General features: G+C 25.9%; 12 protein-coding genes. 2 read left to right on the top strand and 10 right to left on the bottom strand.

Annotation, left to right across the window (positions count from 1 at the left end; translation table 11 throughout):
* The first annotated feature begins 186 nt into the window (after positions 1-186).
* A complete protein-coding gene (locus ACTG48_RS11850; protein ID WP_479916936.1) occupies positions 187-3,372 on the top strand; it encodes a DEAD/DEAH box helicase in 3,186 nt (1,061 codons plus the stop codon).
* A gap of 104 nt (positions 3,373-3,476) precedes the next feature.
* Here ACTG48_RS11850 and ACTG48_RS11855 read toward each other — a convergent pair whose 3' ends face one another.
* The 5 genes from ACTG48_RS11855 to ACTG48_RS11875 all read right to left on the bottom strand — a co-directional run bounded on the left by ACTG48_RS11855 (position 3,477) and on the right by ACTG48_RS11875 (position 8,556).
* Positions 3,477-4,241, bottom strand: coding sequence for an alpha/beta fold hydrolase (locus ACTG48_RS11855; RefSeq protein WP_479916937.1), 765 nt, complete (start codon positions 4,239-4,241; stop codon positions 3,477-3,479).
* Between the two features lie 178 nt (positions 4,242-4,419).
* Positions 4,420-5,913: a DEAD/DEAH box helicase gene (locus ACTG48_RS11860; protein ID WP_479916938.1), complete on the bottom strand. Its 1,494-nt coding sequence runs from the start codon at positions 5,911-5,913 to the stop codon at positions 4,420-4,422.
* 325 nt (positions 5,914-6,238) lie between these two features.
* Complete coding sequence (locus ACTG48_RS11865) at positions 6,239-6,781, bottom strand: N-acetylmuramoyl-L-alanine amidase (RefSeq protein ID WP_021385077.1); 543 nt, start codon at positions 6,779-6,781, stop codon at positions 6,239-6,241.
* 305 nt (positions 6,782-7,086) lie between these two features.
* The gene (locus tag ACTG48_RS11870; protein WP_021385066.1) at positions 7,087-8,034 is read right to left on the bottom strand and encodes a hypothetical protein; all 948 of its coding nucleotides are present in this window, start codon (positions 8,032-8,034) and stop codon (positions 7,087-7,089) included.
* Positions 8,035-8,061: 27 nt separating this feature from the next.
* A complete protein-coding gene (locus tag ACTG48_RS11875; protein WP_021385075.1) occupies positions 8,062-8,556 on the bottom strand; it encodes a hypothetical protein in 495 nt (164 codons plus the stop codon).
* Between the two features lie 259 nt (positions 8,557-8,815).
* On the opposite strand from ACTG48_RS11875, the gene ACTG48_RS11880 reads away from it, so the two are divergent.
* The gene (locus tag ACTG48_RS11880) at positions 8,816-10,069 is read left to right on the top strand and encodes an MFS transporter (protein WP_021385055.1); all 1,254 of its coding nucleotides are present in this window, start codon (positions 8,816-8,818) and stop codon (positions 10,067-10,069) included.
* A gap of 358 nt (positions 10,070-10,427) precedes the next feature.
* Here ACTG48_RS11880 and ACTG48_RS11885 read toward each other — a convergent pair whose 3' ends face one another.
* From ACTG48_RS11885 to ACTG48_RS11905, 5 genes are all read right to left on the bottom strand, one after another.
* Positions 10,428-12,731, bottom strand: a complete 2,304-nt coding sequence (locus ACTG48_RS11885; protein WP_479916939.1) for a glycoside hydrolase — start codon at positions 12,729-12,731, stop codon at positions 10,428-10,430.
* Between the two features lie 47 nt (positions 12,732-12,778).
* On the bottom strand, positions 12,779-13,672 hold the full coding sequence (locus ACTG48_RS11890) for a glycoside hydrolase family 73 protein (protein ID WP_479916940.1): 894 nt from the start codon (positions 13,670-13,672) through the stop codon (positions 12,779-12,781).
* A 216-nt stretch (positions 13,673-13,888) separates the two neighbouring features.
* A complete protein-coding gene (locus ACTG48_RS11895) occupies positions 13,889-14,746 on the bottom strand; it encodes a glycosyl hydrolase family 65 domain-containing protein (protein ID WP_479918793.1) in 858 nt (285 codons plus the stop codon).
* Between the two features lie 74 nt (positions 14,747-14,820).
* The gene (ltrA, locus tag ACTG48_RS11900; protein ID WP_479916941.1) at positions 14,821-16,653 is read right to left on the bottom strand and encodes a group II intron reverse transcriptase/maturase; all 1,833 of its coding nucleotides are present in this window, start codon (positions 16,651-16,653) and stop codon (positions 14,821-14,823) included.
* Positions 16,654-16,967: 314 nt separating this feature from the next.
* Positions 16,968-17,258, bottom strand: a complete 291-nt coding sequence (locus tag ACTG48_RS11905; protein WP_479916942.1) for a hypothetical protein — start codon at positions 17,256-17,258, stop codon at positions 16,968-16,970.
* Between the last annotated feature and the right edge of the window lie 23 nt (positions 17,259-17,281).

A 17,281-nucleotide genomic window follows, 5' to 3' on the forward strand; every position in this document is an offset into this window, starting at 1 on the left:
TAGATAATTATTTTTAATTCATAGTTTATAAGATAATATGATAAAAATCTAATAGTAAATTATTATTTACATGTATCTTATGATAGATAAAAGCTATTTATATATACTTTAATTTAAGCTACAGATTTAGAGTGTAAATTAAATGCATTTAGATTATAATATATACAGTGAGGTAAGGTGAATAAAATGAAAATAGATATGATATATAAATTAATAAAAAGAAATACAGAACCATCAAGGTGGTCAAGAGGTGTAAAATACTACACTAATCAGTTGGTTGATTATATAGACATAGATATTGATGACCTACAAAATAATCTGTTGACATTTCGTGGTGGAGTAAATTCTGAAGATAATTATAGCTTTTACTTTAGTTCAATAACTATAGATATAAGACACTTTAAGATAATTGAAAATGACTGTAGCTGTGCTGATTGTCAATCAAAAGGTACAAATCAAAGACTTTTTATATGTAAACATATAGTTGCTATTGTTATAAAAAGCTTAAAACAAATAAAAAATAAAAAAGATGTTCCTCCTATTTTAATAGACATATTAGGTGATAATAAGGATAAAATTTCTAATACTAATTCTAAAACTAACTTAGACTTAAGTAAGCAATTGCTTTCTTTTTTAGATAATACTAAAAAAGAAAGAGTTAATTTAGATGTATTAATAAATGTTGATTCAAATAAAGCAATTGCTGAATTTAAAATTGGAATTGATAAGATGTATATTCTAAAAAATATTACTGAATTTGCATATTCAAAACTTAATGGATATGAATTAGATTTTGGGAAAAAATTTATTTACAATCCTAACATTCATTATTTTGCTGATGAAGACGAGAAATTAGTAGATATTATAGAAGAATATGGTACAAATCTTTCATACAATTTTTCTTCATCATATTCAAAAAAGTTTATGGAGATAAATGCAAGTTCTTTAAAACAGTTTTTAAATGCTATTGAATACAAAGATTTTACCCTTATTTTTTCTAAAAAAGAATACCATCCAAGAATATTAAAGGATGCTTTGCCAGTAAAGTTTAATTTTAAAAATATAGAAGATAAAATAGTCTTATCTTCTCAAGATTCACTACCTGTTCCACTTACTAAAAAAAATGATGTACTTTTATATGATGGTAATCTATACTTGTTATCACATAAAAAAGCTCATGATTATTCAAAAATCTATCAAGTATTATCAAAATCTAAAGAATTAAAGTTTGATAAAGAAGATTCTAAAGATGTTTTAGGATTGTTAGTACCTAAATTAAGAGCTATATCTCAAGAAGTCTATTTAGATGATAATATAACAAATAATATAACAAAAGATTTTAAAGCTGAATTTTACTTTGATATGATTGATGGAAACATCTGTTGTGATATAAAGTATATATATGACAATGAAGAGAAAAAGTTTATACTTCCCAACACACAAAAAGAAGCTAAAATTGAAAATAAAATAACTTCTTCGCAATTTGTAAAAGAAAATAACAGTTATGTATTTAAAGGAAGTGATTATGACCTATTTACATTTTTAGATTCACAATTAGAATCTTTAAAAGAATTTGGAGATATATATTATTCTGAGAAGTTTAAATTGAAAAAGATATATAATTCTTCATCAATTCAAGCTTCAATTAATCAAACTAATCAAAATTATTTAGAATTTAATTTTAATATATCTGATATAAATCCAAAAGAGTACAAGTCTATTCTGAAAGCTTTTCAAGAGAAACGTACTTTTTATAAGCTTAAAGATGGAAATTTTATAGATTTATCAGAGAGAGAAACAAAAGACTTTTTTGAATTAGTTGAAAATCTAGATATAATAGATAAATCAAAAAACAACAAAATTCATAATAATAAAGCTCTATATATAAATGACATGATAAAAGGTAAAAATTTAAAATTTATAGAGGGCAAAAAAGAATTAGACAGCATTTGTGAAAAATTTAGAAATTTTGATAGTATAAATTTAGATATTCCAAACAATTTAAAAGCAGACCTTCGTGACTACCAAATAAATGGTTTTAATTGGTTTAAAGTTTTAGATTATTATAAATTCGGTGGTATACTAGCTGATGAAATGGGCCTTGGTAAGACAATACAGACTATTGCATTTTTATTATCATTATCCAACAAAAAAAGTCTTATTGTTACACCCACATCACTTATTTATAATTGGAAAAATGAATTTGAAAAGTTTGCTCCAGATATAAAAGTTTTATTGATACATGGAAGTAAGATAGATAGAGAGAAATGTTTTATGGAGTTACAAAATTTCGACGTAATACTTACAACATATGGAACTCTTAGAAATGATTTAGAAAAATATAGTGAAATAAAGTTTGATTATTGTATAATAGATGAGGCTCAAAATATCAAAAATCCAGTAGCTTTAGTAACTGAATCTGTAAAAAGTATAAATGCAGAAAATAAATTTGCACTTACTGGCACACCTATGGAAAATAATTTGCTAGAATTGTGGTCTATATTTGATTTTATAATGCCTGGTTATTTATATAGTAAAACAAAATTTCAAGAGCTATTCATAAATAAAGAAGATAATGTTAAAAATTTAAAAAAACTGATAAAACCTTTTATTCTTAGAAGAAGCAAAAAACAAGTTATGAAAGAGCTTCCAGATAAAATTGAGAAAAACTTTTTTGTAGAGCTAAATAAAGAACAGAAAAAGGTATATAGTGTATATGCAAAAGATATACAAGATAAAATAAAAGATAAAAATCTAAAAAAAGATAAAATAGTTATATTTTCCTATTTAACAAAACTAAGACAGCTTTGTTTAGACCCAAGTATAGTAGTAAAAGATTACAGTAAAAAAAGTTCAAAAATTGAAACATGTTTAGAAATACTTAGAGATAGTATAAATGAAAACCACAAGATATTACTGTTTTCACAATTTACATCTGTACTTAAAAACATAAGTAAAGAACTTGATAAGTACAAAATTGAATACCATTATATAGATGGCAAGACTAATGCTAAAGAAAGACTTGAACTCGTAGATACATTTAATACAAGTACGGATAAAAAAGTTTTTTTAATATCTTTAAAAGCAGGTGGAACTGGTTTAAACCTTACATCTGCTGATATGGTAATTCACTTTGACCCATGGTGGAATCCATCGGTGGAAAATCAAGCTAGTGATAGAGCTCATAGATTTGGGCAAAAAAATTCAGTACAAGTTATAAAATTAATTGCTAAAGGAACTATAGAAGAAAAAATAATAAAATTACAGGAAAGTAAAAAAGAACTTATAAACCAATTTATAAATGGAGAATTATCCAATGAAGGTGTCTTGAAAAGTTTGTCTGATGATGAGATAATAGATTTATTTAATTAAAGTATTTAATCTTAAAGCTTAACTATATAAATTTATTCTAAAATTTATATAGTTAAGCTACATTTTATGTAAATCCTAAAACTTTAAATAATCGTATTATTAAATTATTCTTTTAAAAATTTCTTTGCTACATTTGCAAAACTTAAGCCATTTGATAAGATAGCTGGATGACCACCTTTATCAAACAAGTGCATTTTACCATTTTTAATTTTTTTAAGAATTGCTGAAAAAGTATTTTCAAAAAAATCATGAGATACTAAAGATACAAATTCATCTTCTTTACTTCCTGTTAAAAGTACATCTGGTTGCATAGTTTCTAGAGGTTTATGAAAAAATTTACCTATAGTTTTATAGTGTTCAAAAATAGCTTCTGTATCATTATCTATAACTTTTTCCCAGTTGTCTCCTTGATTATAAATATAAAAAGCTTTTGCACCATCATCTTTTTTTGATTCTTCACGCTCTGTTTTCACGTTTTTTACAAATGATTCTAAAGGAACTTCTCCCTCAAAACTGTCTGCTATTACTTTATTAACTAAGTCAGTTCTTTCAAGAGCAACATTTAATGCTACAAGAGCCCCTCCACTACTGCCAATTATATTCACCTTTTTATAGTTCATTTTTTCTAAAAAGCATATAACTTGCATGGCCTCATCGAACCATAAATCTACAGAGAATTTATCTACCATTTCAGATTGACCATGACCTACAAAATCTATTAATATTACCTTATATTCATCTTTGTAAAAATCAACTACTTCATTAAACATTTTAGAAGAAGCAGTATTACCATGTAAAAAAAGTAATGGTGTACCCTCTCCTATCTCGTTATAGTAGCATTTCTTGTCATTATAAGTAAAATATGCCATACATTCCCTCCTTCAATATCTTTATAAATACATGTTTATAACTTATATTCATAGTGACTATTGTTATAAACATTTAAGACCATTATAGCTTACTTTTTAAAGTTTTGTAACTTAATAATTTTTTAAAATTATAAAATTATTTTATTTTATTAAACTTAATTCACATTCTTAACTTCAACTATCTCATATCTCTCTTTACTTTAACCATCTTTTTCTTTATAGGTATTTCTTTATATTTTTTTGATATTAAATCTCCTTTATAATTCAATATATCTACATATGAACACAAATCTTGAACTTCTATTACACCTATATCATCATTAGTAACTCCTTTTAGGTTGCTAAACGCCCCAACTATATCTAAAACTCTTATTTTCTTTTTTTTCCCAGCATTTAAATACAATCTTACCACTTCATCTTCTGAATTTAGTTTTGTATCTTTTCCTTTTTGATAACTTTTACTGACTTTCTTTCTTTTTAATGCTTCTTTTAAAAGGTCTTTTGAATATTCATCAAACAATCTTTTACCTAACATAATTCTATTTTTTTCTATTGTAGGTATTTCATCTATTTTATATCCTATATATTCTTGTATTCCATCCAGATATTTTTCATCTTGTATATCTACTATAGTAATGGCTTTTCCACTACTTCCTTTTCTTCCAGTTCTACCTATTCTATGTATGTAGTTTTCTTTATCATAAGGTACATCATAGTTTACAACTAAGGAAATATCATCAATATGTATTCCTCTAGATGCTACATCACTGCTAACTAATACATTGAACTTTAAATCTTTAAAATCCTTAATCACAAAGATTCTTTTTTCTTGTGATAAATCAGCATGTAACTGCCTTACCAAAAAACCATCTTTACTCATTTTATTATATAATCTAGATACTTTTTCTCTAGTATTACAAAAAATTATTACACTCTTTGGATTCTCACTGTATATTAACTCTTTTAAAATTACATACTTATCTCTTTCATTCGATTTTACTATTTTATCATCTATTTGTTTTATTTTCTCATTGTTTTTATCTTCATTTTCATCTATATTTATAATATTATAGTTTAGCATATATTTTTCACATATATATCTTATCTCTTCATTCATTGTAGCTGAAAAAAGCCCTATCGTTTTTTCTTTAGGCAAATTCGATAATATTTTTTCCATTTGTTCAACAAAACCTTTATTAAACATCTTATCAGCTTCATCTATTACTAAATACTTTATGTTTTCCAACTTAATAGTACCTTTATTTATATGGTCAATTATTCTACCTGGAGTAGCTACAACAATATGAACCCTTTGCTTTAATTCTGCTATTTGTTCTTTTATAGGTTGTTTACCAAATATAGCACTACATCTCACCTTCTTTAATCTTCCTATCCCTGATATCTCATCTTTTACTTGTAATGCTAGTTCTCTTGTTGGGACAACTATAAGTGCTTGAATATTATTGTGTTCTACATCTATATTTTCACATACAGGTATCGCAAAGCTTGCTGTTTTTCCACTTCCTGTTTTTGATTTCACTGCTATGTTTTGACCATCTAATAATTTTGGAATAACCTCTATTTGTACTCTAGAAGGTATATTGTATCCTAAATTTTTTAAGGACTTAAGTATCTTTTCATCTAACTTAAAACTTTCAAATGTATATTTCATATATTACCACCTTGTCATATTTATCTTATCTCTTATATTTTTCTACATTATATTATTATAATACAAGGTTATAACATTTTTATATTATTTATTATATTTAACATAAAATAGATATTATATAAAGCTATAGTTTAGCTCTAAACAAGCTAGATTTCTGTATTTAAATACCCCTTGAATATATTGATAAATCAATACTTTCAAGGGGTATTTCTTGTTAATAACCAAAATAACATGTCTTTCGCAAGTTTAAATTATACTAATATATTGTGTTTTAGTTTGTATCTAAAATTGAAAGGTATTAATCAACACCTAAATCGCCATAATCTCACATACTTATATCTTTATTCAATATACCTTCTGTAATTAATCTTGCTATACAATCATAACCTGCTTCATTTGCTTTATTACAATCATTCACATTATCACAGAAAAAACTTTCAATTTGTATTGCAACTGGATTTGTATTTCTCAATATATATAAATTTTCTCTTTTTTTAGCTCCTCTATTTTCAAATAATTCTCCAAGTTTATTAGATACTCTTTTGGCATATTCTAACCCTTCATTACCATAATAAAGCACTTCTGTCCCAAGTTTTGTTCCATCACCTTTATTTAAATGTAGCTCTACTAATAAATCGTATTTACCACTATTTACTTTTGGAACTCTATAAAAAAATTCTTCTCTTTCTGACATAAAATGTCTTTCTGGACAAACTATTACATCTACTGTATTACCTTGACTTATAAGCATCTCAGCTAACATAGGAGCTAATTTTTTGTTATAGTTATATTCATCAACTATGCTACTTACACCTGTACTTTTGCCACCCTTTAGTATACTATGACCTACTGTTATGCATATTTTCATTTACTTTTTTCACCTTCTTTTAAGCCAATTTTTATATAATAGTAATATAATTTTAAAGTTATTACTAATAATAATATATTAATTGAAGAAGGCAAAAGTTCTCTGTGATTATCATTTTTTTAACATATTTGTCTTATTTTATCATAAATCTACACTTTTAAAATATTATATTATACTTATTATTTAGAATTACTTAAAATTAAGAATTTCTATTAATTATTTGTATATACAATATATATCAATATCTATGTTTTTTTATTTAACAAAATGCTAGTTTAATAAATTTAAATTTTAGCTTTGAAGAGTTAATAATACAATAAAAGTGATGTATTTATAAATAATTCATCTGTATTTAACTCATTTATTGATGTATGTTCAATTTTTACATTTATATTTTTCATATCCTCATAAACTATTCCAACTGGTGAACAAATAAAACAAGAAAATCCAAAAGTTTTTGTTATATTTTTTACTTTATTCTCATTAAAACTTGTTTGTTTCTTACAGTCACTTACATTTTCATTATTATTTTGTAAATCATTATCATAACCCTTTTCTTTCTGAATATTATCAGACTTGTTCACTACTTTGAACTTACTCCTATTTCTACAACTATAGTCCATTTCAAATTCTATACTACCAAAAACTATTAAATTACACAGTTTTAAATCTTTTCCTTTGTTTGTAGGATTTTTTATAGGTTTAACATCAAGTATCTTACTATTTATGTTTACTTTTAATATATCTTTTAGGTTTTTAGGCATCTTTAAAGAATTACTTATATTCAACTGCTTAAATACAGTTTTGTTTATATTGGTATAAACACTATTGCTTTCTACTGATATTCTTGTTGGAAATTTATCTAGGGTACACTTATAATAATAGTATATATTAGCATTGTTTTTTATAACTCTATATGCTGAATTTGGCAAAACTACACTCTTAAAAGATATTATTTTTTTACAATTAGCATCTATTTTTCCTATGTAAAAACCTTGTTGTGGGTCTAATCCACATTTTATAATACCATTAACTTTTACAGTATTATTTATAAATTCTATATATTTAGAAATATAATCTTTAAAAAATATATTTCCTGTTTTATATCTACTCGTATTTGTAACAATAATAGTATAAGTCAAAATTTCGAATACAGATGCACATTTTTTATCAACATATTTTTCTACTTTTAAAATACTTCCACTTATATCATTTGAAAAGACATCATTAAAAGTAGTTTTAGTTATTCTCATTGCATCCACCTTTCTATAATTTAAAGATTACTCCATTTTAGAACTATTTTCATAACTTATAATTGCAGTCACACTAATAAATAAATTATTATCATCTAAAATAGACGATGTCATATCTTGTATAAGATACTTTAAATTAATTTTCTCTTTATTTTCTATTCTTCTAGGCATTTGTATAAATGTACTAAAAGGTATTTTTAACTTAAGTATATTTCTCTTATTAGAGCTTCTATTTCTCTTATTTCCCACATAATCTAGTATCACATTAGTATCTATATCACCAACTAAAATTAACTTCTTTCCTGTCATTTGCTCATCTTCTAATGATACACACTCCATCGTATCAACAAGACTTATATTATGAATATTCATATTACAAACAGATGTCTCCAATGAATTTACTATGGATTTTTTAGAAGTTAACTTAAAATTTTTATATGTATTAAATTGAGATAAATAAAAAGTATTTTCTAGTCTTTCACATCTTTCAAAATTATAGATTACCTTATTATTTTCATACATAATCACATCAATCTCCCTATATCTATATATTAATACTATTCATAAAAACTCTTCTAAATTACCCATTTTTTATTATTCACCATATAGCTCTTATCCTTTTTAAGACATAATAATCTTTCATATATATTGATTTCTATATTAACAGTAAAAACTTATTTTAAAATTTTTCATTGTATATATACTATTGACTTTTTGGATATAGTTTATTATAATCTTATTAGACTGACGGTCAGTCATAAAAAAGAGGGGTGTTCTATAAATGCAAAATTTAGATAAAATAAATAATTCTTTTAACAAAAACTTTAACCTTATGGTACTTGGTCAAATTATATCTATACTGGGTTCATCATTATTAAGATTTGCTCTTTCTACTTATATTTTAGATATAACAGGTCGTGCAGATATATTTGCAACTTTATATGCAATATCAAATATTCCACTTCTATTGTCCCCAATTGGTGGTGCAATAGCTGATAGATTCAATCGTAGAAATCTAATGGTTATATTTGATTTTATGAGTTCTATAATTATTCTCATTTTTATCTGTCTTTTTTCTACTCTAAATGATTCTATTGTATTGATTGGAATTGTTATGATACTCCTATCTATTATTAGTTGTATGTATCAACCTACTGTACAGGCAAGCATACCTTTAATAGTAAATGAAAAAGATTTAGAACAAGCAAATGGAATTGTAAATGGAATAGGTGCACTTTCAAGTATGTTTGCTCCTGTACTTGGAGGTTTTTTATATGGTCTTATTGGAATTAAGATGCTTCTTATTATAAGCTGCATTTCATTTTTTCTATCAGCAGTGATGGAGATATTTATTTATATACCTTTTAATAAAAGAGAGCTTAATGGAGATATAGTAATGACCATAGTTAGTGACATGAAAAAAGGGTTCTCTTATATCATAAAACAACCTTATATTAGTAAAGCTATGATTCTGGCAGCTTCTTTAAATTTATTTTTAACTCCATTTTTACTTGTAGGAATACAATATATTTTACGTGTAACGATGAACAGTAGTAATAATATGTATGGTATAGGAATAGGAATTATCGAATTTAGCAGTGTTTTAGGTGCACTTTCAATAGGCTTATTTGCAAAAAAAATGAAGATGAATACACTATATCGCTGGTTAATGCTAATTAGTATTCTGATGATACCAATGGCTATTTCAATTTCACCTTCAATGCTCAGACTAGGATATTATCCATCTTTTATACTACTATTTATTTGTATTATACCTGTAGCTATGTCTATGACAATTATTGCTGTATTTGTTCTAACTATTGTTCAAAAACAAACGCCTAATGAATTATTGGGAAAGGTAATGGCCACTATTACAGCTGTATCACAATGTGTTGCCCCAGTTGGTCAAATTATGCATGGTAAATTATTTGAAGTTTTTAGTCTTAAAGTTTATATACCTATAATATGTATGTTTATAATTATGCTATTAATCTCAATTCTTGCTAAGCATCTATATAAGAACGAAATATCATAATAAAATCATATTATAACTAAAAACATCCATTTTGACATTTTTTCAAAAATATTTTTTAAAGTCAAATGACTAGATTGATTCTTATTTCAGAATGGCCATTTGACATAATGTTTATTTATTTTCGATATATATGAACTTTATCTATAATTTCTAAAATAAAATCAGCTGCTGAAGATAAATTAGAAGTACAAAAACGAATTTTTGAATATTTTACTTTAGAGTCGTATACTAAAAAAGATATAAATAATAGTGACTATATCAATTATTAAGATTAATATAGCCACTATTTTAATATAAACTAAATAAATATTATATTATTTTTTACTTAAAATCTAAACAATCTTTATTTTCATTAAATCTATTGTTCTGGTTTATATACAACTTTATTATCTTCATCATATATTACCAGAGAATTTGCTTTTATAACTTCATCCTTATACTTGACATCCTTTTGAGAGAAATTAGCTACTACCTTTAAATCTTCTCCATATTCAGTCATTTGAACTAATCTATCCTCAGAAATAAATTTAAAGTCTGTCATTTCTTTTTTAATAGCCTTTTTATTAAACTCTGACCATATTTTATTATGAGAAATTATTTCATCTTTGTGTTTTTCCCATTCATTTCTATCTATATAATACATAGGTGGTGTATTATACAATACTTCTCTCATCATTCTACTTCCAACCTCATCCTTAATTTTGAAAGTTCCCCATAACCACTGATGAGAAGATATAACAGAATCATTATAAACTAATCTGAATAAAGGCAGAGAGTAAACTGGGTCTATAAATATTTTTTTATATTTCTCTTTTACAGGTATCTGCTTTGAAAATACTTCTGGTACTCCTCCTGTTGGAGAATAGTATTTACCAACATAATATTCACTTTCTTTATTCTTACTCATATCTTTATCTACCCAAGCAAATGCTGGTGTCTCAAGTCCATGTGCAAATGCTATAGTGCTACTTGAAAAATCATTTCCACCTTCTGAACCTATAACCATATTTGCATTATCTCTTATATATGACATCCTTTCAAGTCTAGCCTTTAAATCTTGTGCTTGAGTTGTTATGTGATTTGGAGAATAATCATCATATATTTCACCTGTAGCATCACAATCTATAAACCAAGAATTAAATTTATATCCTTCTTCCAATATACTTTGTACTCTCTCTTTCACACTTGGTAAAGACAATGTAGGGTTTAGCTTTCTTCCTTCTCCTTGAAATCCAGTTTCTTTTTCACCTTTTTTATTTTCTATAGTAGCATTTTCATATAGAGATTTATCCTTAAATGACGCCGTACTCCATTTTTCTTCCCCTGGCTTGTGTATAGAATGATATGAATCATATGGTCCTACTAGATACCCTAAATCATTAGCTCTTTTAACCATCTCTGGGGATATATAACCCTCTTCCATATCATCAAAGCCTATCCAAGCATTTTTAATACCAGATTTATTGATATCATTAATCACATCAATTGTATTATACTTTGCCCATGTATCAACATTATTCACACTGTCTCCCAACTTTGATTTTAATAACTTCTTGTTAAATTCTATAAGTTCTACTCTATTTAATTTAGATATACCTTTATCTAGTACTTTTTTTATCTCTTTATCCTTGCTGTTAAAAACTTTGTCATTATAAAAAGTATTCATCTGCATAACTTCATTAAATACTTGAACTATTTGATTCTTTTGATATTTATCTATATAATCTTGAGTTTTTATTTGATTAATCACTTCTATAAATTCACTATCATCAGGCTTCATACTTAAAAGTTCTTTCATCCAATTAACCAAATTATCTGATAAGTTTTCTTTTAATTTATTCCATTTAATATCATTTATTGTTATTATAGATTTATCTCCAAAATAAATTTGTGGTGCTCCATAAAGCTTTTCAATATTCTTATTTTCCTTAGATTTTTCTTTTAATGTTTTAAACTCTCCTTTATCAACTATATAGTTTTTATAAGTTTTTGCTACATCTGTAATATTTTTATTAGTCAAATATACTTTAAATCCATATTCTTTATTTTTATTGATACTTGGATATTCATGTTTAAATGTAAAATTAATCTTATCTTTAGAACTAAATTCAATTTCATTATTGAATTCATTTTCAATAATATAGAGCACAGAATATTTTGCCTTGTTTACTGCAAAGAATTGCATTGAAAAAGATTCTATAACATTATAAGTTGATTCATTTAAATGCTCTTTCCAGTACTTATCATTACTTGGAATAAACTTACCTTCATAAAGTGGTAGTACATAGCTTTCACCTTCAACTTTAGGCCAATTAAAGCTCGTTTCTTTTTCTGAGTTAGATTTAATATTTACATCTAAATAATTGTCCTCTTTTTTTATATTTATGTCTATGTTTTCATCAGGATATGTCCACGATGCTTGTGTACTCGTCTTTTTAAAATTTGATACCTTCCTTTCTTTTGATGGTTCAGATATCTTTTCTTTTGAACCACCGGATTCAACTGATACCTCAAAGGTTTCAGGTTTCACTTCAAAGCTAAAATCCAAATTTTTAACACTATACATGGATGATGTGCTATTAGCCACCTCACCACTACTACATCCAGTAAGAGTAGTTACAACAACCATACAACTTATAAATATCGAGACTATTTTTTTCATAAAAGCCACCTCCTCGATAAATATATCATCCTTATGTTACGTCAAAGTTACATTTCACTTTGAATTTCACTATCTATTAATTGAAGATTATATTGTTGAATTAGTTCTATTAAACGTTCTGCATATATGCTATTTCCATTTTCATCCTTTGCAGTACTATAACCAGCTTTTTCTAATGCTTTAGCTTGATATATATACGTTTTTGCGTCAAACACACCATTGGTTTTATATCTTTTATTTGTAGCCAAAAATTTTGCATGGTCTTTTATAGATTCATTTTTATCATCATATATTCTAAATTTATCATCTATAATTGTATCTAAATGTTCTTTTGTTTCTAAAGTCACTGATTTTCCTTTCCAAGAAACATCCGCCTTTATACCAAATAGATTATTATGTTGTTTTGCTAAAGTTGACTTGCCCCAGCTAGATTCGATTATAGCTTGCGCAATAGTTATAGATGGAAGTATTTTATAATCTTCGTAATTTTGTATAGCTTCTGCTTTAATTTCGTTTATAAACTTCATATACTGTGTATCAGACTTCAATCTTTCTGGCTTTATGCCATACTCCTTAAGCTCATCAATATAATTATCAACCACTCTTTTTTGTTTATTACTAAATTCTAACTCATCCAGAACATTACTTAATTTATTTATTTTATTATTTTTAGAAAAATTTTTAACAAATAAATCTGATACTTCTTTTATTTGTGAATCTTTAATATCTTTCAAGTTATTTTTATTCAATACAGCAACAATAGAAGCTACATACTTCCAGTTAACTTGTACATTATTTTTACTTGCCAAATCAGCATATTTTATATATTTACTGACCTCTATATCTTCCTTATTTATCTCTCTAGTGAAATATTCTTTTACTCCTACACCTATTAAAACTGATATTATCAGTATTATAACAATGAATTTTTTATTCTTCATAATTATTGTCCTCCCTTATTTATCTGCTGAATACAATATATCTTATTTTTGTTACATCTTCTTTACGAAATTATGAAGATTTTATGAAGATTTATGAAATATATTTAACTAAAAGCACGATTATTGTTATAATATATAGTTTTCTATTAAACAAAAATAGTTAAAATAAATTCATAATTAGATAAACTTATTTTAACTATTTACATAATAAAAATATTATTTAAATTTATTTCTATCAATTTTTATATATTTTTCTAATATATATTTTTTACCATATACAATAATTTTTATTGGCTTACCTTTTAAATTTTCTATTTTAATTAAATCACTACATACATCTACATTAATAATATTATCTTTATAGCTTATGTTGAAAGAATAACCTCTCCATTCTTTAGGTAACTTAGGGTCAAAAGATAATGTTTCATCCCATGTCCTCATACCTGCAAACCCATGCACAATAGAAAGCCATGAACCAGACATAGAAGTTATATGAAGTCCATCATTGGTATCATTATTATAATTGTCTAAATCAAGTCTAGCAGTTCTTGAGTATAATTCATAAGCTTTGTCCAAATCATCTATTTCAGAAGCAATAATGGAATAAATACTAGAAGATAAAGAAGATTCATGTACAGTATATTTTTCATAGAAATCAAAATTTCTCTTTTTTTCTTCTTTAGTAAATCTATTTCCAAAATAGTAAATTCCCTGTAATACATCTGCTTGTTTTATAAAACAAGACCTAAGAATCCTATCCCAGGACCAGTTTTGATTAAGAGGAAGATTTTCTTTTGGCAAATCTTTTACTTCTATAAATTCTTTATCTAAAAAATTATCATTTTGAACTATTATTTTTAACTCATCATCATATGGCAGATAGATTTTTTTTGATATCATTTGCCATAGCTCAACTTCTTCTTTAGTTACACTGTTTCTGTCAATACATTCACTATATTCTATTTCTAATTTTAATACATTTTCTACAGCATATTCTAAGCACCATTTAGCTATATAATTAGTATACCAATTATTGTTGATATTGTATGTCGATAGGTAAGAGTTTGATGTTATCTCCGTCTTTTCCCCCGACCCACACCGTACGTGAGACTTTCACCTCATACGGCGTTCCCTCAAATATTTATCATTCAAATTATTTCATTTCCAACTTTAATACGATATTTATTCACCTTTTTCAAGTCTTTATTATTTAAATCTAATCTGTTAAGATAATATGAGATTGTTTCAGTTCTAGTTGCATGTATAAGTTTATGTACGTATTTATTTAATAAAACTAAGTTACTATACTTATCATCACCCCCTTTGCTTAAAGGTATTTTGTGATGAACTTCCATATCTATATTTAATGGAAATCCAGTTAATGGACACGCTCCCATCTGTGCTGAATATAATGACAACCTATTATCATTGAATTCTACACTTTTATTTATAGCTGGATGGTATGTAAGATATTTTAATATATCTGTATCTATATAACCCAACCGTTTATGGATTATAGCCCTTCCTTCTGGAGTGTAATTAGTAACTGTTTGATTAAATAACATTGGGGGTTTAGTTTGAACATAATGTATTGGGTAAATTGCGACTTTACATACATATAAAACTTTTCCCTCATAACGTTCATATCTACTATCATATTCTCTTGTTTTCGTACCAGTTTTTGATTTAATTAATCTAAACCTATTTGTAAAACATTTAGAAAGATTATAATATATTCTATGAAAATCTAAATTTACGTTCGCTGAAATCTTATAATAATTTTGAGTCCCTGCTATAATTTTGTTTAATATAAACACACTTTTTTCGCTTGTGTGTTTTTGTATATATTTAGCTTGGTCTCTTAAACTGTTTTCGACATGTTTCATTGCTTTATCCGTCATGTTTGTATAGGCTACAGATTTCTTGTGTTTCCTAATGGCTTTAATATTGAATCCTAGAAATTCTGAGTTAGATTTTCTAACATCCGTTATTTGTGATTTTTCGGGACTAATTTCTAATCCCAATCTTTCTTTTAACCATTGGGTTACAGCAATAAATATTCTATTAGCATGGTCATGGGTTCTACAAATAATTTTGAAATCATCTGCATATCTAACTATATACATTTCTTTAAGATTAGTCCCTTTTAAAGCTCTATATTTATGTTTATTGTGTATATAATTATATTTAGTTTGATATGTTTGCCATTGGTTGCTAATCCACCAATCTAATTCATTTAATACTATATTCGCTAATAACGGAGATAATATTCCTCCTTGTGGTACTCCTTTATTCGATATACCTTCATTTTCAACTTCTGCTTTAAGCATTGAACTTATGATACTTAAAAGTTTCTTATCTTGTATTCCTAATGTCCATAGTTGTTTTAACAATTTACTATGATTAACATTATCAAAGAATCCTTTAATATCTATGTCCACTATATGGTACATGCTATCTCTGTTTATTTTCCTACATGTGTATGCTATAGCATGTTCTGTGCTTCTGTTAGGTCTAAAACCAAAACTATAAGGATGAAATTTTGCTTCTGCTATTGGTTCTAAAACTTGCTTAATACATTGTTGAATCAGTCTATCTTCTATACAAGGAATTCCTAAAGGTCGCATTTTACCATTGGGTTTTGGAATTTCAACTCTACGAACCATTTGAGGTCTGTAGTTATTTAATCTACTTTTAATATATTGTAAATACTGTTGCGTAGATTTGTCTTCCCAATACTTTATGGTGTGTCTATTAGTCCCAGGAGTTTTACTTCCTTTATTGGATTTTATAGTTCTATATGCTAATAGAATATTCTCATCACTAGCTATAATATTAAATAGATTTTTGAATTTGCTTCCTTCTTTACTTTGTTTGTATAAATTATCAAAAACATTTTGCATATTATAATATTCATTATATCTAAGTGTATCTTTCTTAAGTGCTTTCTTTAATATAGCTTTCTTATCTGTATTATACATTGCTTAGGTCGATTATCTCCTCGTCTTATTTATATTTGCGTGAGTATAATCTTTCTTAGTCTTACAGTGAACCCTAATCTTATTTGAAATAATTTGACGTTTTTGAATATTTGACTTGAGCCTATCCCTCCACCACTTATTATCATGGCTTCTACGGTACTGTGACTCTACTCTCACTAATGTAAAAGTAAGTTATTTAAATTTTTATATTTAATAATATGATTCATAGTGGTTATAGATTTAAGTTATTATATATATTTATATAGAGAAAAGTGAAATTTATTTTCACTTTTCTCTATAACTTTTTATTACTGTTAGAACATATCCATAATACTTCTTGGCAGATTAGTATTATTTTTAACTCTTGGTGTTTCTATGAAGATGTCCTCTGCAATATAGCTTTGACCTTGGTCTTTAAATATTTGTTGTAGAGGATTTATCTTTTGACCCACCAGAGTTATATTTTTATATCCTTCTTGTGTAAGTACTGTTGTTGTCTGTCCTACCTTTAAATCTTTTGTTATCTTGTTAAATTGCCCTGGGTAATTTATCAATTCCCCTGTTACTGACCTAGCTGAATAACTTAAATCTAGTATGAAACTCATATTCATCTCTCCTTGATGTGTGT

This window comes from Clostridioides sp. LIBA-6822 (genome assembly GCF_056688955.1).

What these genes read in the sequence shown, in the direction of transcription:
- ACTG48_RS11865 (WP_021385077.1), bottom strand. Translation starts at nt 6,781, where the DNA reads ATGAAAATATGCATAACAGTAGGTCATAGTATACTAAAGGGTGGCAAA.
- ACTG48_RS11850 (WP_479916936.1), top strand. Translation starts at nt 187, where the DNA reads ATGAAAATAGATATGATATATAAATTAATAAAAAGAAATACAGAACCA.
- ACTG48_RS11885 (WP_479916939.1), bottom strand. Translation starts at nt 12,731, where the DNA reads ATGAAAAAAATAGTCTCGATATTTATAAGTTGTATGGTTGTTGTAACT.
- ACTG48_RS11880 (WP_021385055.1), top strand. Translation starts at nt 8,816, where the DNA reads ATGCAAAATTTAGATAAAATAAATAATTCTTTTAACAAAAACTTTAAC.
- ACTG48_RS11905 (WP_479916942.1), bottom strand. Translation starts at nt 17,258, where the DNA reads ATGAGTTTCATACTAGATTTAAGTTATTCAGCTAGGTCAGTAACAGGG.
- ACTG48_RS11860 (WP_479916938.1), bottom strand. Translation starts at nt 5,913, where the DNA reads ATGAAATATACATTTGAAAGTTTTAAGTTAGATGAAAAGATACTTAAG.
- ltrA (WP_479916941.1), bottom strand. Translation starts at nt 16,653, where the DNA reads ATGTATAATACAGATAAGAAAGCTATATTAAAGAAAGCACTTAAGAAA.
- ACTG48_RS11890 (WP_479916940.1), bottom strand. Translation starts at nt 13,672, where the DNA reads ATGAAGAATAAAAAATTCATTGTTATAATACTGATAATATCAGTTTTA.
- ACTG48_RS11870 (WP_021385066.1), bottom strand. Translation starts at nt 8,034, where the DNA reads ATGAGAATAACTAAAACTACTTTTAATGATGTCTTTTCAAATGATATA.
- ACTG48_RS11855 (WP_479916937.1), bottom strand. Translation starts at nt 4,241, where the DNA reads ATGGCATATTTTACTTATAATGACAAGAAATGCTACTATAACGAGATA.
- ACTG48_RS11875 (WP_021385075.1), bottom strand. Translation starts at nt 8,556, where the DNA reads ATGTATGAAAATAATAAGGTAATCTATAATTTTGAAAGATGTGAAAGA.